The organism is Mycobacterium botniense (assembly GCF_010723305.1).
Classification (GTDB): Bacteria; Actinomycetota; Actinomycetes; order Mycobacteriales; family Mycobacteriaceae; genus Mycobacterium; species Mycobacterium botniense.
In genome coordinates this window covers 217,146-236,140 of record NZ_BLKW01000002.1, presented here as the reverse complement: position 1 = coordinate 236,140, position 18,995 = coordinate 217,146, and the positions used below count along the sequence as shown (strand labels likewise).

The 18,995-nt window shown below is 68.2% G+C and carries 14 protein-coding genes; 5 read left to right on the top strand and 9 right to left on the bottom strand.

Annotated elements, in window-relative coordinates; all coding sequences use genetic code 11:
- Positions 1–159 precede the first annotated feature (159 nt).
- The gene (locus G6N08_RS01355) at positions 160–795 is read left to right on the top strand and encodes a cation efflux transmembrane domain-containing protein (protein ID WP_246216667.1); all 636 of its coding nucleotides are present in this window, start codon (positions 160–162) and stop codon (positions 793–795) included.
- Between the two features lie 50 nt (positions 796–845).
- Here G6N08_RS01355 and ctpC read toward each other — a convergent pair whose 3' ends face one another.
- The 4 genes from ctpC to G6N08_RS01335 all read right to left on the bottom strand — a co-directional run bounded on the left by ctpC (position 846) and on the right by G6N08_RS01335 (position 6,003).
- On the bottom strand, positions 846–3,041 hold the full coding sequence (ctpC, locus tag G6N08_RS01350) for a manganese-exporting P-type ATPase CtpC (RefSeq protein WP_163753542.1): 2,196 nt from the start codon (positions 3,039–3,041) through the stop codon (positions 846–848).
- Between the two features lie 6 nt (positions 3,042–3,047).
- On the bottom strand, positions 3,048–3,329 hold the full coding sequence (locus G6N08_RS01345; RefSeq protein WP_163753540.1) for a DUF1490 family protein: 282 nt from the start codon (positions 3,327–3,329) through the stop codon (positions 3,048–3,050).
- Positions 3,330–3,821: 492 nt separating this feature from the next.
- Complete coding sequence (locus tag G6N08_RS01340) at positions 3,822–4,538, bottom strand: TIGR03089 family protein (RefSeq protein ID WP_218033325.1); 717 nt, start codon at positions 4,536–4,538, stop codon at positions 3,822–3,824.
- Position 4,539: 1 nt separating this feature from the next.
- Complete coding sequence (locus G6N08_RS01335; protein WP_163753538.1) at positions 4,540–6,003, bottom strand: LCP family protein; 1,464 nt, start codon at positions 6,001–6,003, stop codon at positions 4,540–4,542.
- 100 nt (positions 6,004–6,103) lie between these two features.
- Here G6N08_RS01335 and rfbD point away from each other — a divergent pair, with 100 nt between their 5' ends.
- Genes rfbD through manB form a run of 3 tightly spaced genes read left to right on the top strand, consistent with a single transcriptional unit; the run spans position 6,104 to position 8,943 of the window.
- Positions 6,104–6,973, top strand: a complete 870-nt coding sequence (gene rfbD, locus G6N08_RS01330; protein WP_163753536.1) for a dTDP-4-dehydrorhamnose reductase — start codon at positions 6,104–6,106, stop codon at positions 6,971–6,973.
- A 34-nt stretch (positions 6,974–7,007) separates the two neighbouring features.
- The gene (locus G6N08_RS01325) at positions 7,008–7,868 is read left to right on the top strand and encodes a glycosyltransferase family 2 protein (RefSeq protein WP_163756511.1); all 861 of its coding nucleotides are present in this window, start codon (positions 7,008–7,010) and stop codon (positions 7,866–7,868) included.
- A gap of 1 nt (position 7,869) precedes the next feature.
- Positions 7,870–8,943 carry a mannose-1-phosphate guanylyltransferase gene (manB, locus tag G6N08_RS01320; protein WP_163753534.1) on the top strand — a complete coding sequence of 358 codons (1,074 nt, stop codon included), beginning with the start codon at positions 7,870–7,872 and terminating at the stop codon, positions 8,941–8,943.
- A 38-nt stretch (positions 8,944–8,981) separates the two neighbouring features.
- Here the strand turns inward: manB and G6N08_RS01315 are convergent, their stop codons facing one another.
- Entirely contained in the window at positions 8,982–11,330 is a 2,349-nt protein-coding gene (locus G6N08_RS01315) for a fatty acid desaturase (RefSeq protein ID WP_218033324.1), read from the bottom strand.
- Between the two features lie 359 nt (positions 11,331–11,689).
- Positions 11,690–12,913 (bottom strand): PecA family PE domain-processing aspartic protease, encoded by a 1,224-nt coding sequence (locus G6N08_RS01310; protein ID WP_163753530.1) that lies wholly within the window; start codon positions 12,911–12,913, stop codon positions 11,690–11,692.
- Between the two features lie 419 nt (positions 12,914–13,332).
- Between G6N08_RS01310 and G6N08_RS01305 the strand changes: the two genes are divergently transcribed.
- Positions 13,333–15,537: a PE family protein gene (locus G6N08_RS01305; protein ID WP_163753528.1), complete on the top strand. Its 2,205-nt coding sequence runs from the start codon at positions 13,333–13,335 to the stop codon at positions 15,535–15,537.
- Positions 15,538–15,917: 380 nt separating this feature from the next.
- Here the strand turns inward: G6N08_RS01305 and G6N08_RS01300 are convergent, their stop codons facing one another.
- The 3 genes from G6N08_RS01300 to cofD are packed head-to-tail and all read right to left on the bottom strand — an operon-like array spanning position 15,918 to position 18,819.
- Positions 15,918–16,460: an NUDIX hydrolase gene (locus G6N08_RS01300; RefSeq protein WP_163753526.1), complete on the bottom strand. Its 543-nt coding sequence runs from the start codon at positions 16,458–16,460 to the stop codon at positions 15,918–15,920.
- Positions 16,457–17,830: a coenzyme F420-0:L-glutamate ligase gene (locus tag G6N08_RS01295; RefSeq protein ID WP_163753524.1), complete on the bottom strand. Its 1,374-nt coding sequence runs from the start codon at positions 17,828–17,830 to the stop codon at positions 16,457–16,459. Before G6N08_RS01295 ends, G6N08_RS01300 begins: the two co-directional genes overlap by 4 nt.
- Positions 17,827–18,819, bottom strand: a complete 993-nt coding sequence (gene cofD / locus G6N08_RS01290; RefSeq protein ID WP_163753522.1) for a 2-phospho-L-lactate transferase — start codon at positions 18,817–18,819, stop codon at positions 17,827–17,829. Before cofD ends, G6N08_RS01295 begins: the two co-directional genes overlap by 4 nt.
- Between the last annotated feature and the right edge of the window lie 176 nt (positions 18,820–18,995).

The window sequence follows — 18,995 nt, the reverse complement described above, 5'->3', positions numbered from 1 at the left end:
CGGCGAGCCGGGGACGCCGTGTCGGCTTGCGCGCGGCGATGGTTCACCCCAGCCACCGGCGGCGGGGCGTCCGCGCCTGACCTGATCGCCTACCATCGCCTGGTGACCTTTTCGCGCCCCAGCAGCCGGGCCGGGCTCGGGCGCGACACCTGCTGTGCGGTGTCTGCGCTGGCCCACCCGGAACCGCGGGGGACCCCCTGGCACCACGCGGCTCGCTGGGCGCGGGGACTGGCCTGGATCAGCCTGGCCGCGATGCTCGCCGAGGGTGCGGTGGGCTGCTGGCAGGGCCTGGCGGTCGGGTCCATAGCGCTGACCGGATGGGCGTTGGGCAGCGCACCTGAAGCCCTGGCCAGCGCCATGGTGGTGTGGCGGTTTAGTGGCTGGCGCACCCTCTCCGAGATCGCCGAAGCGCGTGCGCAACGCGGTGTCGCCGTGTCGTTTTGGCTCGCGGCTCCGTATATCGCCGCGGAATCGGTTCGCGACCTGCTCGGCGGGCATCACCCCGACACGTCGGTGATCGGCATTGTGCTGACAGCGCTCGCCGCGGTGCTGATGCCGATCCTGGGGCGGGCCAAACACCGCCTCGCCGCACGGCTGAGCTCAGCAGCCACCGCAGGGGAAGGCACCCAGAACTATTTGTGCGGCGTCCAGGCCGCCGCGGTGTTGGCCGGTCTCGCGGTCACCGCCAGGTGGCCGGGCTGGTGGTGGCTCGACCCGGCGATCGGTCTGGGTATCGCCGCTGCCGCGCTGTGGCAGGGCGTCCGGGCCTGGCGCGGCGAGAACTGCGCCTGCTGACGAGGGGCTGCGGGCCCGGCCACGCCCGGCGCGGCATGCCCTCGGCCCCCTTAGTTCAGGCGGTAGCGGATCAGCCGGGAGCTATTGGCGACCACCGCCACCGATGACGCGTTGTGCAGGATCGCGGCCAGCACCGGTGACAGCGCGCCACCGGCGCCGACAAGCAGCCCCGCAGCGTTGACCGCAATCGACATCGCGTAGTTTTCCCGGATAACCTCGACCGCGCGGGCACCCAGATCCCGCACGTCGAGCAGCCGCTGCAGGTCGTCGTTGGCCAGGGCGACATCGGCTGTTTCCACCGCGACATCAGTTCCCGCCAGCCCCATGGCGATTCCGATATCGGCGGCCGCGAGCGCGGGAGCATCGTTGACGCCGTCGCCGACCATGGCCACGACGTGGCCCTCGTTTTGCAGCTGGCGCACCGCGTCGAGCTTGTCCTCGGGCAGCACTTCAGCGCGCCACTCCTCGATACCCAGTTCACGGGCGACCACCTCAGCGATTTCGGGATGATCACCGGTGAGCATGACAACGCGACGGACACCGTTGGCGCGCAGCTTGTTTAACACCTCCGCTGCCTCGGGGCGCGTTTCGTCGCGCAGACTGATCAATCCCACCAAGGTGCCGTCCACGGCGAGCAGCAGCGGGGTCTCAGCCTGCCGCCGCAACTTGTTCACCCATGCTGCCGCTTCTTGCGACACCACAACGTTTTCGGCCTGCAGCAGCGAAGGGCTGCCCAACAGCAGCGTGCGGCCGTCGGCCCAGGTTCGCATGCCCAGGCCGACCAGCACCTCGCACTCCTCGTGCGGCGGGATGGTGATGTGGCGTTCTTCGGTCGAGCGGATCACCGCCTCGGCCAGCGGATGCCGTGAGTGGATCTCCGAGCTGGCCGCATACGCCAAGACTTCCTCGGGCTGCCAATCCTCGTGCATGGCGACGATATTCGTCACCACCGGGCGCCCGACGGTGAGTGTTCCGGTTTTGTCGAACACAATGGCGTCGACCCGCCCGGCCTCCTCAAGGTGTGACCCCCCTTTGATCAAGATGCCGCGGCGGGCACCGTTGCCGATCGCGGCGCTGATCGCGGTCGGGGTGGCCAGACCCACTGCGCACGGGCAGGCGATGAGCAGCATCGTCATCGCGCGCCGCACATCCCTGGTGATCGCCAAGGTGAGTGCGGAAACGACGAACGAGGTCGGCACAAACCGCCGCGAAAAGGTCTCGCCGACAGTTTGGATCGGCGCCCGGTCATGCTGGGCCTCTTCGACGCGGGCGATGATGCGGCCGATCGCGGTGTGCTGGCCCACCGCGCGGGCACGCACCACCAGGCGGCCGCGCAGCACCACCGAACCGGCATGCACGGTTGATCCGACGATGACGCTGACCGGCAGGGTCTCACCGGTGATGGCGGACTGGTCGACAACCGCCTCGCCGTCGACGACCTCGCCGTCCACTGGGATCGCCACGTGGTCGTGCACCACCACCGCGTCGCCGATCTGCACCGAATCGATCGGCACTTGTATTTCGCGGCCCGCGTCGGGGCCGTCGGTGAGCCGGATCCACGCCGTGTCCTGGCTGCCGCGCAGCAGGTCGGAGATGGCCCGGCGGGTGCGCCGCAATGTCAAATCCTGCAGGTACTCACCGATATTGAGCAGCCAGAGCACCGTCAGCGCGACCACGTTCTCACGCAGCACCAGGCTGGCCACCGTGGCCGCTGACACCAGCGCGTCGGTGCCGGCGCGACCCGAGCCGATCGAGCGCAAGGCGCCGCGCAGGAACGGATACCCGGTGAAGATCGTGACACCGGTGGCGGCCAGCCGACCGGTGGCCCCGAGCAGCGGCGGGCGGGCGAACACGTAGCGGCGCACGCCCAGGAGCGCCAGCGCGGCACCGCCGACGGCCATGCGCAGCACGTCAGCATTGCGGATTTCCGACGAATGCGGCGCGCGCGCCGGGATCAGCGCGTCAGCGATGTGCGCGGCCTCCGTGATCGCCGCCAGGACCGCGGAGCGGTCACAGCGCTTGGGCGAATACCACACGACCACAGATCCGGTACGGGGGTACGCGTGTACCACACGGACCCCGTGCTGCTGGCCCACGGCTTCTTCGACCGCGACCGCGCGGCGGGGATTCGCGCGCACCCACGAGACAGCGACCCGCATCCGCCCGGCCGCATCCGAGACGATCTGCACCCCGGGCCACCCGGCAGCCGGCCCGGAGCTGTCGGGCACGCGAACATCAGTGCTCATAGGACCTCAGTGTTCGTGGTCTTCGATATCGGTGAGGGCCGGCGTCGGCGCCTCTTCACCGATACGTTCACGCGCCTCCGCCATGATGTCGGCGAGTTTCAGCCGGGCCGATTCGGCGGCTTCTTCGGCGCGGCGGGTGCCGCGCAGGCCCCACTCGGCCGCCGTGACCGCGGTCCCGTGCAATGGCGCTTTGGCCACCGCTTTGCGCAGTACCTCGTAGGCGGTCGCCCCGACCAGCCCGGTGAGCAGTGTGGTGGCTGCCTTGGTGAAGAACCCGTGCCCCGGCATCGATCAACCTTCCTCCCGGTCTGCCTGCTTGGCAGGTTATGCGCCGCACGATAACATAGAAATATTGCTATATCAACATGAAAATATGCGGGCGGTGAGGCCGTGACCGCCGCCCGGTTGGGCCGGCATCATCACCGGGTCGCCACCGTGCGCCGCGATTTCCGGCACCGGCGTTCACACCGCATCCGCGGCCTGAACCGACGACGCCCGAGAACGGCGGTGCCGAACACCACCAGCGTTGTTCGACACGCTGAGTAGGTAATTCGTTGTGTCAAGTGGGCAGGGGGAAGCAGGCGCCGCGGCCGTCGCCGGGCGCGCTTCCGGTTGACCGAATCGTCCCGGTTGGCGAGTGTGTCGACGCGGGTGTCGAGTCTGATATGCGCGGGTTGGTTACCGTAGGACGGACTGTTCTGCCGCAGTGGATCGCGGATCCAGAGGTCGAGCGTTCTCACGTTGTCAGGCAACAGGATTGCTCATAAAGCGTTCGCGGGTCTAGTCAATGACGCGGGTGATCTTCTCCGTCTCGATCTTGCGGTGCAACGCCGAGCGATCCAGGTGGGCGACCTGCACCAGCGATGCGCCGGCAGCGAAAATCGCGAGCAAACCGTCAATCAGCTCGGGTGCAGTGGCCCATGGCATCGCCGAGAGCACCCGATCGGCTGCCGTCACACCCCTGGCGGCAGCGGATCTTTGGCAGTCAGCGAGGATGTCGTCGACCGATCGGCCAGCCAGAGCCGGACCGGGGCGGCGTTCGGGAACGATCTGATCGCCATGCGTCCGCACCGCGGTGGCGAAGTCGGTGACGCCCACCGGCAGGTCCGGCGCTGCCCGGCCCAGCGGGTCCAGCGAAAGCACCGCCACCGCACCGTCGGCGCCGACGAGGCTCTCGGCCCGGGCAAGCTGGTCGGCGGTGCACAAGGCGATGTCGGCCTGCGGGCCACCGAGGACGACGTCCGCGCCGATCCACCACACCCCGAACAGCACGGCCGCGGTCTGCCAGTGGGCCGGCAGCAACACCGCGATCCGGCTGTCCGGGCCGCCGCCGAACTCGTCGCGCAACAGATTGCCGGTTTTGGCGGCCCAGTTGGCCAGCGTCGCCGCGGACAGCTCGATGCGTTCGCCGCTGGCATCGTCGTAGTAGGTGATCAGCGGCCCCACCGGATCGGTGCGCAGGATCGGGTCGAGGATCGCCCCGCTGAGTGTGCGCACGTCAGTTGACACACTCGGGGCGGTCCGAGCCGGCGGTGATAATCGGCGATGGTGGGGGGGCGGTGCTGTCGGGCGCTTGCTGCGACGCCGCAGTGGACGCCGTCGTGCCGCCTTCGAGACCTGAACCCGGGCCGGTGTAGTCGTTGGCCAGCACCACCCGCACCGACCCGGGTGGCACCGTCGGATCGGCGACGACCGGTAAGCCGCCGAGGTCTTTGGAAACCGCTTGCGCGCCCAGGTCATCGGTTTTAGCGGCCCGCACTTGGCTGGCGGTCACATGCCCGGTTTCGTTGTTGGCGACAGTGCCCTGGGTAAAACCTTTGGCGGCCAACACCGCTGACACCGCGGCAGCCAGGCCGTTGATGTCAGTGTCGTTGAGCACGTCGGCGGTGGTTTTCTCGGGGGTATACGCCAGTTGCTCGGTTTTACCCTGATCCTGTTGGTGCAGTAGGCTGGCGACCCACTCCGCGACCTGGTGGGGATCCACCCGGACCACGCTGTGCATGCCGTCGTCGCTCCAGCCGGCTTCATCGAGCACCGGGATGGTGGCAAAGGCGATGTTGCCGGCGGCCAGTTTCTGTAGCTGCTGCACGAAATCCATGATGTCCCAGCCCGAGGAGATGACGACCGAACGCTGAATGGCCTGCTGGAGGCGCGCCACGGTGGCCGGGTGGGATAGCGTCTTGCCGGAGATGATCTGGTGGGCCAGGGATGCCATCACTGCCTGCTGGCGTACCACCCGGTCGAGGTCGCCTCGCGGGAGGTCATGCCGTTGCCGCACGAAGCTCAACGCTTGCGGGCCGTTGAGTTTCTGCCAGCCGGCCGGAAAGTCGGCGCCTGAAAGTGGTTCGTAAACAGGTTCTTTCAGGCATACATCGACACCCCCTAAAGCGTCGGTGATGAGGGCGAAACCTAGTAGCCCGATCTCGGCGTAATGGTCGACGGTCACGCCGGTGAGGTCGGCGACCGTTTTGATCAGGGCCTCGCGGCCGGCTTCGGTTCCCTGCGCTTCGGCCTCCACTTCGGGAACCCCCGATCGCACCAGGCTGGCCCGCTTGTCTTCTTTGACCTGGCCGTAGACGCCGTTGATCTTGGTCTTGCCCAAACCGGGCGCCAACACGTAGGAGTCGCGCGGAATCGAGATCGCCGTAGCCGACTTTCCGTTGTTGGGTATGCGGATCAAGATGATGGTGTCGGTGTTCGTGGCCACCTCGTCACCGGCGCGCAGGGTCGCCAGTTCCTCGGCCGACAGCGGGTTGCCGTGGGCGTCGGTGCGGCTGTCCACGCCCACGAGCAGGATGTCGATGGCGCCGTCGTCGCCCCCCCGGCCCAGCGACGGGGCGAAGATGTGGTTGATGCCGTCTTCGAACGAGCGGACCTTGCTCCACGCCACCCCGGTGCCGAGCACGACGGCGACGGCCGCCGCGGTCGCAATCGCACGGACCACACGTTGCGCAGGCATCACTTCAGATTACTTGCGTAACAGCCCCGGGGTGGGGAGCGCGTGTCCGGCGTGCCAGACTCGACACCGCGCCGGTGACCAAGCGAAGCGGTGAGGAGGAGCGGTGTCTGGGACCCGCGCCGGCAGGATCGTTATCTCTGGGGCCGGTGGACAGGTCGGGAGTTGTCTGGCGGCCGAGGCCACTGGTCAGGGCCGTGACGTGCTGGCACTGACCTCCGCGCAATGGGATATTACCGATCGCGCCGCCGCCGAGCAGATCATCCAGCCCGGCGATGTGGTGGTGAATTGCGCGGCCTACACCGATGTCGACGGCGCCGAAAGCGACGCCTCCAGGGCCTACGCGGTCAACGTGCGCGGCCCGGAATACATCGCGCGGGCGTGCGCGCGGGCCGGCGCCCGGCTGATTCACATCTCCACGGACTACGTGTTCAGCGGTGAGTTCGGGGATTCACCGCCGCGCCCGTATGAGCCCGGCGATGAGACCGGGCCGCTGAGCGTGTACGGCCGCACCAAGCTCTCCGGCGAACTGGCTGTTCTCGCAACACTTCCGAACGCTACTGTGGTGCGCACCGCCTGGGTCTACACCGGCGGGACCGGCAAGGACTTCGTCGCCGCCATGCGCCGGCTGGCGGCGGGCGGCAGCACCGTGGACGTCGTGGACGACCAGACCGGCTCACCGACCTATGTCGCCGACCTGGTCGTCGCGCTGCTGCAGGTCGCCGACGGATACGTGCACGCTCCCGTCGTGCATGCCGCCAACGAGGGCGCGGTGACCCGGTTCGGGCAAGCCCGGGCCGTGTTCGAGGAACTCGGTGCCGACCCGCGGCGGGTGCGCCCGGTCAGCAGTGACGACTATCCGCGCCCGGCGGCACGGCCGCGGTACTCGGCGCTGTCGAGCCGGCTGTCGGTGCAGGCCGGATTGTCACCGCTGCGGCCGTGGCGCGACGCACTTGCCGATGCGCTCAGCCGCTGACCGTTACCCTCAAGCCGTGAGCGACGTCCTGCCGGTGGTGACGGTGACCTACTCTCCGGGCCCGCATCTCGAACGTTTCTTGGCTTCGTTGTCGCTGGCCACCGAGCGGCCAGTGAGTGTGCTGCTGGCGGACAACGGCTCCACCGACGGGGCACCGCAGGCGGCGCTTGAGCGCTACCCCAACGTGCGGCTGTTTTCCACCGGCGCCAACCTCGGGTACGGAACGGCGGTGAACCGCGCGGTGGCCCGGCTTGCTGAAGAGGGAGTCGCCGACGAGTGGTTTATCGTGGCGAACCCGGATGTGCAATGGGGGCCGGGCAGCATCGACGCTTTGCTCGGTGCCGCCGCTCGCTGGCCGCGGGCGGCCACGCTGGGCCCGCTCATCCGGGAGCCCGACGGCTCGGTGTATCCGTCAGCACGGCACGTGCCCAGCCTGATTCGCGGGGGAATGCATGCGGTGATCGGTCCGGTCTGGCGCAACAATCCGTGGTCGACCAGCTACCGTCAACAGCACCTGGAGCCCAGCGAACGCCCGGTGGGTTGGTTATCCGGGTCGTGTCTGCTGGTGCGCCGCACAGCTTTCGAGCAGGTCGGCGGCTTCGACGAGCGCTACTTCATGTACTTCGAGGATGTCGACCTCGGTGACCGGCTCCACAAAGCGGGTTGGCTGAACGTCTACGTGCCCTCAGCAGAAGTGCTGCATCACCAGGCTCATTCCACCGGCCGCGACCCGATCGGCCATTTGGCGGCCCATCATAAAAGCACGTATATATTCCTTGCCGACCGGCATTCGGGGTGGTGGCGAGCCCCCCTGCGATGGGCGATGCGTGCCGGGTTGGCAACCCGGGCGCGGTTGTTGGCGCGCCGCGCGCGGCGGGCAGAAGGGCGGCATTGAGGTGGCAGAGCCCGACGTGGATGCGGTGGTCCTGGTGGGCGGAAAGGGCACGCGGCTGCGGCCGCTGACGCTGTCGGTGCCCAAACCGATGCTGCCGACCGCGGGACTGCCGCTGTTGACCCACTTGTTGTCGCGGATCGCCGCGGCCGGGATCGAGCATGTGGTGCTGGGCACCTCCTACCAGCCCGCGGTGTTCGAGGCGGAGTTCGGGGACGGATCCAAGCTGGGGCTGCAGATCGACTATGTCACCGAGGAGCGTCCGTTGGGGACCGGCGGCGGGATCGCCAACGTCGTCAGCCATCTGCGCCATGACACCGTGATGGTGTTCAACGGTGATGTGCTCTCCGGGGCGGATCTGGGCCAGCTGGTGGCTTACCACCGCAGCAACCACGCCGACATCACCCTGCATCTGGTGCGGGTTTCCGACCCGCGGGCATTTGGCTGTGTGCCCACCGAGGACGGCAGGGTCACCGCATTTTTGGAGAAGACCCAGGATCCGCCAACCGACCAGATCAACGCCGGCTGCTATGTCTTCTCGCGCGCGATGATCCACCGGATACCCACCGGCCGGGAGGTATCGCTCGAACGTGAGGTGTTTCCGGCGCTGCTTTCCGAAGGCGTCACCATCTGCGGCTACGTCGACTCCGCCTACTGGCGTGATATGGGCACACCCGAAGACTTCGTGCGCGGATCGGCAGACCTGGTGCGCGGTATCGCCCCCTCACCGGCGCTGCGCGGGCATCGCGGGGAGTCCCTGGTGCACGACGGTGCGGCGGTATCGCCGGGAGCGGTATTGATCGGCGGCACGGCCGTCGGGCGGGGCGCCGAGATCGGCCCCGGTGTCCGCTTGGACGGAGCGGTCATCTTCGACGGGGTGCGGATCGAGGCCGGCAGCGTAATCGAGCGCTCGATCATCGGGTTCGGTGCCCGCATCGGTCCGCGGGCACTCATCCGCGACGGTGTGGTCGGTGACGGGGCCGACATCGGCGCGCGCTGCGAGCTGCTTCGTGGTGCGCGGGTATGGCCCGGGGTGTGTATTCCCGATGGCGGCATCCGCTACTCGTCGGATGTGTGAGTCGCGCCGGGTCGGTGAGCCTGCGTCGGGGAGGTGTCTTAGACGTACTCGACGGCGCGGGGCGAGGGTTCGGTTGCCGGCTTGAGGGCGGCGAGGGCGGACCGCACAAGCAGTACCGGTGAGGCCAGCACGAGCGGGGAACGGGCGCGGGAGCCCACCGCCAGCACCGCGTCGGCCACCTTACGATCGCGGGCAGCCCCGGTGTAGAGCAGGCGCTGGACGAGGTTGAGGCGCCGTCTACGGCTGAAGTCGATATTCATCAGTTGATGCAGCAGCAAACTCCGGCGGTGCCGGCTTTGGTAACTGCGGGCGGCGTCATCGACATCGGCCCGGGTTCCCTGTAACAGGGCATCGGTGACGGCATCGCATAACCACTCCGCGCTTTGCAGCGCCCATCCGTAGCCGGTACCCCACAGCGGGTCGCTGACCATTGCCGCGTCGCCGATCAACGCCACCCCGGGGGCGACGATGCGGGTGCGGGTGATGCTCGGGTAGTCGGTGGTCCCGACGATCTCCGACACCCGCTCGGCCTTGGTGAGGTCGGGACCGCCGGGCAGGTCGGAGCACAGCGCGACGAGTGCGGCCTCCCGGTTCTGGCTGAACGCGGGCAGCTGATCTTTCGTCGGCATCGCCGCCAGCAGGGTCACGTCTTCGTCGTTGCGAAACACGTAGGCGGCATCGGGCTCGCGCAGCCATAACGTCGTCGTGCACCAGTCCGGCAGGTCAATATTGCGGTACTTCGCGAAATAGATGAACCGGTCGTTGCGCCACCGTTTCCCCGGCAGCGACGCCAGCTCGGCCACCGTGGACGCATGGCCGTCAGCGCCCACCACCAGCGATGCGCGAATGCGGTGCACCGCGCCGTTGACAGCCGCCACCACCCCGCTGACCCGGCCGTCGTGGTCGAACGTCAGCTCGGTGACCCTTGCGCCCAGCATCAGCTCTACACCGGGAATCTCCGCGGCCGTTGACCGCAGCAGCGGATCCAGCACGTGACGGCTGATGTTGTAGCCGTGCCCGCAAACCTCGCCGTCAGGGTTCGGGACAACCCATCCGTGTCTGGTCCACAGGTAATCGCGGCTACGCACCGCGCCGCGCTGTTCCAGGGCAGCGTCCAGACCGAGGCGCCGGAGTGTGGGCAGCGCACTGGAACGGATGCTGTGCGTACACAAGCGTTTGTAGTGATCGTGGTTGCGGTGGGCTTCCAGCAGCGCCACCCGCAGGCCGCTGCGGCCGAGCAGGATCGCGGCCGCGCACCCCGCCGGCCCGGATCCCACCACCACGACGTCGACACCGTCATCGGGCGCATCGCGCCCGGTTTCGGCCGCCGGTGCGCGTGACACCCGGCCCGCCGGTATCGAGAGCGGCCGCTGCCGACGCCCGGCGAGTCGTTTCCGCTTCACAAACTCCTCCGGGGTCAGCGGGCGCCCGAACACTGTGCCGAGTGCGACACCCGCCTTCAGGTAGACCGGCTCATTGTCCTGCCATGTCGCCAAATACCGATACCAGGGAATCCGCGGATGCAGATGGTGCACGACGTGATAGTTCTGCGAAAACATCAGCGGTGTCACCAACCACTCCGCACCAACCAGGGCACGGCTCGTCCGGTAGCGGTTGTCGGCGGGGGTGTCCTCGAGTCCGTGATGCGGAAGCCAGTCGAACCACCAGGCAAAGATGGTGATGGCAATGCGCTGCGGGATGATGTAGACCACCGCGAGCGTCCACAACTTCCCCGTTGCCGCCGCGGCGACCACCGTCGCCATGCTCAGCGTGAGCAGCAGCGTCGTCTCGGCCAGTTCACGCGCCGGTCTGCTGCGCACCCGGCGCATGTAGTAGGTCACGTAGAACGCGTCGGCCAGCGCCCACCGAAACGGCAGCTGCCACCATCGGGCATCAGTCGCAAACGCATCCGGGTCGTTCGCGCGGTCATTGGTGTAGCGGTGATGCGCGAGATGGATAAACACGAACGACGAAAAACACGACGTCGGCCAGACGAAAATCCACGCGAGCCGGCCGAACAGTGCGTTGACCCACGGTTTCGTGCTGATGGAGTAGTGCACCGCCTCATGCACCACGACGGTGAACATCGCGTAGGTCACCGCGGCGTTGACCGGGATCGTGACCCAGATCGGTGCGCGTCCGGCCAGGGCCGCGCCGGTCGAAAGCACGAACACCATCAGCCCCGCCAGATAGATCCCGACCGTGGGTAGCGCCAGCACGGGCACGGTGTCGCGCGGGTTGGGCGCATTGCGGTCCTCGCCGGCCTCACCGGCCGACGGCTCCGCTCCGGTGTTGGCCCCGGGCAGCGAACGCGCACCGGCTTCTCGCGGGGGGGTGGTGTCGATGGCCAAAGGTCTCCCGTCTTTTGGCGTGTCACTGATGTTCACGATGTCGGCCCCGGTGGGGACTAGAGGTGACCAGTCCCCCCGCACGACGGGCGTTTATTGAGGTACTCCGGCTGACGATTAATCCTGTTATTTGACGCCCACATTTCGTTGGACAAGCCTACCGCGTTCGTAGGCACAGCTCGGGTAGTGCGGGCAGCCGGCGCGGGGATGTCGGGTGTCCGCACAGTGACCCGCTGCACCGGGGGATCGTGTGGGCCCGGCTGCGATGTGCGCGGTGGCGGACGTCTTGGCGCTGCGGGTGGGCTCGCCAATTCACCGAAGCCGGCTGGCGGGCTGTCCGCCGGTCCGCTGGCCCGGTTGGAGGCCATGCAGCCGCGCGCGCCCGACCCTGGTGTTGACTACCAACGTTCAACGAAAACCATTGTGTCGTCGGTGTAGTTGATGTAAATCGGGTACTGCAAGAATGGTTCATACCCGGTGTCCATGTCGGAGCTGCTGGACACCAGTGTCGGGTCATTCGTGGCAGTCGTCGTGTAGGAGTACAGCTCTTGACCACTGCCGTCATAAACGGTGATCGTGGTGCCCGCCGGCAGGTTGTCGGTCACCGACTCGGGCATGGTTCCGTACACGCCACCGGAATCCACATCGCCGGTCACCGCAACCGGGGAGCCGCCATCGATGCTGACCTCGAGGTTGGTAATCGGCGCCCCGCTCAGCGTGATGTCGTCGGTGGTATACGGGTTGGGACCGAGGATAAGCTGATCCTGGGGCACGTCGACGAGCACTCCCTCATAGCCCGCGGCTTTCAACGGGCTGATACCCGGGCCGGCATCGTTGTCTCCGATACCCATGATGCCGCGTACATCGTCGTCGGCGAGAAATGCCTGGAACGACGGAGGTGAGTCGGGGGATGTCGGCCAGGAGAAGATCTCCACATCGACGGGGGTATTCGAGCTACTGACGACGCCGCCGTAATCGACGGTTGTGTCGTAGGTCAAGTAGAGATAGTCCACACCCCCGCTATATCCGCTGAGGCCGATGCCAGTGGGAAACCCGAGGTCCAATAGTCCCTTCAGCCCCAAGTCTTGCCAGGGAACGACCAGTCCGCTGGATCCGGTATCCACTAACACCGGTATTTCCGATCCGCCGTTGACCGAGACGTCAACAGCGGGTTCGGTGCCCTCGTAGACGGTCAGCGGGATTGCGACGTCGGCCGCTGTCGAGGCGTCAGCTGGTGATGACGCGGCGGCTGGATCGGCTGCCGGTGTCAACGCAGCCGCCGGATCAAGCGAGTTCAGGCTCAAACCTCCTGCGCTGGAGCCTGCCGCGTCGAAAAACGTCGTCAGGTCCGTGGCGGCAGAGGGGTCAGCGGCGCCGACCATGTCGGTCATCGCACTCACGATGGGCTGAACGATAGGGTCAAGAATGACATCGAGCAGGTCGGCCTTGGCGGAGGGCGCGGCGACCCACGACCAGGCTGTGGTCACGGCCAAAAATGCGCCGACGGTCGCACCCGCGACTACCCGACGCCAGCGCGCCCGGGCGTTGCGTGACAGCCGTGGTAGGTCGGTGTAACTGCTGCGATCAGCCATCGACTTGCCTTCCCGGGCAAAGGTTCTCAACGTTGCACGTGTGCCTCGATTGTCGTCCTTGCCGGCACCCGCAGAAAAGCACTACGACTTTAACAAAACGGTCCATGTCGTGTCGCACTGCTGTGTCGTGACAACGCCGTGGCCGAGCCTGGCAGGGCGCCGTATCGGTGGTACGCGCTGGCGAGTGGGCGACGGCTGGTCATGGAGCCGGTGCGCTGATTTTCAGCCCGCCAGCGGCGCCGACGGCGCTGGTCGGACCCATACGCGCAGCGGCGTGTTCGGTCACCCCGAGCCGATCTGGTTGTGGAGTATCGCCGCGAGTTTCGGGGCGGGTGGAGACGCAAATTTTTTCATTCGACATGTGAGCAATGACAGAGAGGCTTAACGTGTTCTCAGTCAGCGCTTAGGTTGACTGGGCTCCGGTCACAGCACGAAAGGTGGGGTAGGTCATGGCTGGAGGTCCGCGGAGTCGGCGGCAGCGGCGTCAGGCGGGTGGGGATGCTCGTCGGCGGCGGGTGGTGGTGCGCGGTTTTGGTGTGGGTGCGGCGGCTGCGGGGTTGGTGGCGGCCGCGGGTGCTACCGCGCCGGGGGCGCGGGCCGACATTGTGGATGTGATCATCGATCCCATTCTTGATCCGATGATGAGTGCGCTGAGTGCGGGGATGAGTGATCTGGGTGGGGCCGCCGCGGCGCTGGGTGTTGGGGGGCTGGCTGATGTGGGGTCGGCCACGTCGGTGTCGGCTGATCCGCTGGGCGGATTGGATGCGGCGCTGGTGGGGGTGGTGCAAGACCTCAACAACGTGGTGAACGGGGTGGCCCAGGATTGGATCACCAGCCCGATCGGGGGGCCTGTTGATGAGGTGATCAACACCCCGTTTGTGTTGGTGTTTGGCCGGGATTTGATTGGTAACGGGATCAATGATTTCACCGGGACTAATGATTCGCTGTTGGGTAGCTCGGGGTTGTTCGGCAATCTGAGTGATGGCGGGTTTTTGATCGGTAACGGCATCAGGGCCACGGGGGTGGCCGGGGTTGATGGGGGTGCCGGCGGGATTGGGGGGTCGGCCGGGCTGATCGGTGATGGGGGCGCCGGCGGTGCCGGGGTTGATGGGGGTGCTGGTGGTGCGGGGGGCACCGGTGGGTGGCTGCTGGGCAATGGTGGTGAGGGGGGTGCTGGTGGGGACGCTGTCACCGCGGGTGAGGCCGGCGGGGCCGGTGGTGCGGGTGGTTCGGCGGTGTTGTTCGGTAACGGCGGCGCCGGTGGCGCCGGTGGGGCCGGAGCGGCCGGGGCGACCGGCACCACGGGCACAACCGGCACGGAGGGCGCGGCCGGTGTGTTGGGCACCAATGACGGTGCGGGCGGCGCCGGTGGGACCGGCGGTGACGGCGGGGTCGGTGCCGGTGGGAGGGCGGTGATGGTGGTGGCGGGTGAAGGTGGGTGGGTGGTGGGGTGGTGGTGGCGGGGGTGGTGTCGGCGGCATGGTGGTTGGACCGGGGCCGGTGGTGACGGTGGCGCCGGCGGGACCGGCGGTATCGGCGGTAACGGTGGTGACGGTGGCACCGGTGGAGTCGGTGGCGCCACCTCGCTGCCGACGGCGCCTGGTACCCCCGGCACCGGTGGTGATGGCGGCGCCGGTGGTAACGCCGGGGCCGGTGGCGCCGGTGGTGAAGGCGGGGCCGCGGGCACCGGGAGCGTTAATGGCACGGCCGGGACCAACGGCGCCAGCGGTATCGAAGGGAACGGCGGGAACGGCGGCACCGGCGGTAACGGTGGCGCAACCAGCAACCCGGTGCAAGCCGGCACCGGCGGTAACGGTGGTGCCGGGGGTGAAGGTCTCACCGGTGGCACCGGCGGCGCTGGCGGGGCAGGCGGGGCCAACAACTATGACGGCGACACTGCCGGTACCGGCGGCACCGGTGGGAATGGTGGGGACGGCGGCACCGGCGCCGTCACCGGTGGCACCGGCGGAGCCGGCGGGGCCGGCGGCCAAGCACCCCTCCTTGGTGGCACCGGGGGTAACGGTGGCACCGGTGGTACTGGCGGCGAGGTCGGTGGAACCGGTGGGGCCGGTGGTACCGGCGGGGCAACGACCGGTGAGAGCGCTCTCGCGGGCAACGGCGGTAATGGCGGCACCGGAGGTACCGGTGGCCAGACCGCTGGGGCCGGCGGGGCCGGCGGTACCGGCGGCGCAGGAACCGGTGAGTATTCCGTCGGCGGTAACGGTGGTGCCGGTGGTACCGGTGCGGCGGGCGTCAGCGGCGAGACCGGCGGTGCCGGTGGGGCCGGCGGCGCGGGCGGAAACGGCAGCTATATCGGCGGCAACGGCGGCACTGGTGGCACCGGTGGTGTGGGTGGCACCGGCACTACCCAGGGCGCTGACGGCGGGGCCGGCGGCACCGGCGGCGCCGGCGGCAGCGGTAGCAATACCGGTGGCACCGGCGGCACGGGCGGCACAGGGGGGGCCGGTGGTAACGCCACCGAGTTGACCGGTACCGGCGGCACCGGCGGTCACGGTGGCACCGGTGGTCAGGGCGGTAGCACTAATGGTGTGGCCGGTCAGCCCGGTGAGGCCGGTGAGCCCGGTGTGACACCCACCGACGCCACCGGCGGGGCCGGGGGCGCCGGCGGCGCCGGCGGGCAGCCCGGCGCGTAGGCGGCTGGTATCACCGCGGCGGCGGTGACCGGGTGGCGGTTCGGCCACTGATAACGCCGCGCTGATGGTGCCGGCGAGAGGGTCTCGTGTCGGATAACAAGCGGGGCCCCTGCCGCAGCGGAGCGCAAGCAGACGGCTGTAGTGGTGGGCGGCCCCGTCCCGGGCACTGACAGCGGTACCTCGTCGCCGCCGTCGAGGTGTTCCCACCCCCTGGTGCTGGGACTGCTGAACCGTGCCACCGGGGTTTGTCGCTGGTGAGGCCGGTCAGATTTCCGGTGGTTCTGCCGGTAAGCGCAGGAGATGAGCGATCCAGAAGGCGGCCCAGCCGACCGCGAGTGTGGGCAGATGACGGCGGCCAGCCCCCGGGGGTGAAGCGACCGTCACACCAGGCCACTCGAGGCTCGGCGAACCAGGTACGCCAGCGCGGGATCGGTGCCGTCAGGCAAGGCGTCGACCGGCCACCAGCGCAAATCCACCGATTCGGCGCTGACCGCGATCTGCGCCCCCGCCGGTGCCCGTGCCACGAACTGCAGGTCGAGGTGGCGCGTCGGCACACCCAGTGAGCAGGTCACCGGGTGCACATGGATAGCGGCCAGTTCGGGGTGGATGCGCAAGCCGGAAACACCGGATTCCTCGGTGGCCTCGCGCAGGGCGGCCGCGACGATATCGGCGTCGTCGTCGTCGCAGTGCCCGCCCAGCTGGACCCAGCGGCCCACCCGCGGGTGCAGGGTCAGCAGCGCCTGACCGCCGCTGTCGTCGAGCACCAGCGCCGAGGCGGTGACATGCCCCGGCGCGCACTCGCGGCGGCAAGAATCGCGGCGAGCATGGACAAACGCCAGCACAGCCTCCCGCAGTGCATCCTGGGCCGGATCGGGTGCCCGCCAACTGGTGAGCATCGCGATCGCCGAATCCCGAACGCTCATTTGCGCACCAGCCCACCGTCGACCGGCGCCGGTTGCCGTGGCTGGGCTGGGTCGTGCGGGTAGCCGATCGCGATGGCGCCCAACGGTTCCCAGTCGGATGGCAACTGCAGCTGGGCGCGGACCACATCGGCGGCAAAGATGGTCGACCCGATCCAGCAGCTGCCCAATCCCCGCACCGCCAGTGCGACCAGCAAGGCTTGCACCGCCGCGCCGACGGCCACGGTGAACATCGTGTGCTCTGCCGCGGCGCGGGCGGCGTCAGGGTAGGGATGTGCGCCTTCGGCGGCCAGCATCGGGATGATGACTTCGGGTGCGTCGTAGAGGATCTGGCCGCGCGCTACCCGCCGTTCGATGGCTTCGGCGGACTTGCCGTCTCCGGCGAGATCGGCCCGCCACTTGTCGCGCATCGCGTCCAGCAGCCGAGTGCGGGTCGCGCGGGTCTGCAGCCACACGAACCGCGCCGGCCGGGTATGGTGCGGTGCGGGGGCGGTCAGCGCCTCTGCGACAGCGGCTTCCACCAGGTGTGCGGGCACCGGTTGGGCAGTGAACCGGCGCACGGAGCGGCGCAGCAGCTGAGCCTGCTGCCGGCCGAGCTCAAGCGCTTCAGCAGTACCCAGCCAAAACAGGTCCTCGGTGCCCGGTCTCACCAAATGTCTTGCTGTCGAACCATTTTCAGTCACAACACTGCCGTTGAGCCCGCGCACCACTGCCACCGGTACCGCGGTCAGTTTGCCTTTGACCAGATCAGCTGCGGCCGCGATCTCGTCTGCGACCGCGACCTCGGTGACGACCAGTTCGTTGCCGTGCGGGTCCACGACACCGGCGTAACTGCGCAGCACCGTCAACCCGGCAGCACCGACGGCGGCGTCGATCTGACCGGTGCGCCAGGCGCGGCCCATGGTGTCGGTGATGACGACGCCCACCGTGACCCCGAGTCGCTCGCGCAGACCGGCGCGCAGGGCCGCGGCGCTGGCGTCGGGATCGGCGGGAAGCAGCACCAATTCGCCCGTGCCGACGTTCGAGCCGTCCACCCCGGCGGCGGCCTGAACCACGCCGAGCGTGTTCTCGGTGATCAACGTCCGGCCTTTGCGGGCCAGCACGCGGACCGCTTCGCGTTCGATCAACTTGCGCCGCAATTCGTCTCGGGCTTGGGGATCGGTGGGGGCCGGCACCAGCCGGCCCTCGCACTTCGACACCACCTTGCTGGTGACCACGACGACGTCGCCGTCACGCAGCCACGGCGCCGCAGCGGCCAGCGCAGCGCACAGATCATCGCCGGCCCGGAATTCCGGGAGGCCGGTGACGGGGAGAATCTCGATCGCCGAGCCGGTTCCATGCTCGGCTCTGGCCGGCGCTGGCGTGCGGGTCATCTCACCATGCCCGCGAGCTCGAGACCTGCGCTGACCATCTCGGCCGTCGCTTTCGGGTCGGTCATCAGCAGCGGTATCGAGCGCACAGCGACCCCGTCGATGTCAGCATGGTCAGTCTCATGAACCAACCAGCAATCCAGGATCCCGGTCGCGTTGCGTGCGCCGTAATACTGGCCGACGGCCTCAGCGGTGGACTGCACACCGATGACAGTAAGGCATTCATGAGCCATGCCGCGCAACGGCTTTCCGCTGACGATCGGTGAATAACCGATGATCGGGGCGGCAGCGGAGCGCAGGGCTGCCCGAATACCGGGAACGGCGAGGATGGCGCCGATGCTCACCACCGGATTCGACGGCGCCAACAAGATGAGGTCAGCGTCAGCGATGGCTTTCAACACTTCGGGTGCGGCGCTGGCCTTTTCGGCTCCGATGAAGGCGAAGCTGTGGGTCGGCACCCGGGCACGGTAACGCACCCACCATTCCTGGAAGTGAATCGCTCGCCGGTTGCCGTCGGCGGGGTCGGTGATGACCGCGTGCGTTTCGCACGGGTCGTCGCTGGTAGGCAACAATCGTGCGTCGGGTTGCCAGCGGTCGCATAGCGCGGCGGTGACCTGCGACAGCGGGTAGCCCGCGCGCAGCATCTGGGTACGCACCAGGTGGGTAGCCAGGTCGCGGTCGCCAAGCTGAAACCACTGCGGCTGCACGCCGTAGCGCCGGAGTTCCTCCATGGCGTGCCACGTTTCGTCGCGCTGGCCCCAGCCGCGTTGCGGGTCGACGCCGCCGCCCAGGGTGTACATACAGGTGTCCAGGTCGGGGCACACACGCAGCCCGTGAATCCAGGCGTCGTCGCCGATATTGACAACGGCGGTCAGTTCGTGATCACCGGCCTGGCGGCGTTGGGGAGCGAATTGCCCGAGGCCGAGGAGGCACTGCACGCCGAGCAGGAAGCGGGCACCGCCGACACCGCCGACCAGAACCGTGATCCTCACATCGCAGACAGTACGCCGGATGACGAGGTGGTCTGCGGGAGTGGAACGTTGGCGCCTGCGGCGAGGTCCGCGCCCCGACACGCCAAAACGCGAACTGCCGCGCACCACCAAAATTTGGTCACGAGATGGTATGAATTTGCATTCCAGCGCTTGACCGCGGCCAATTACGCGTGTGT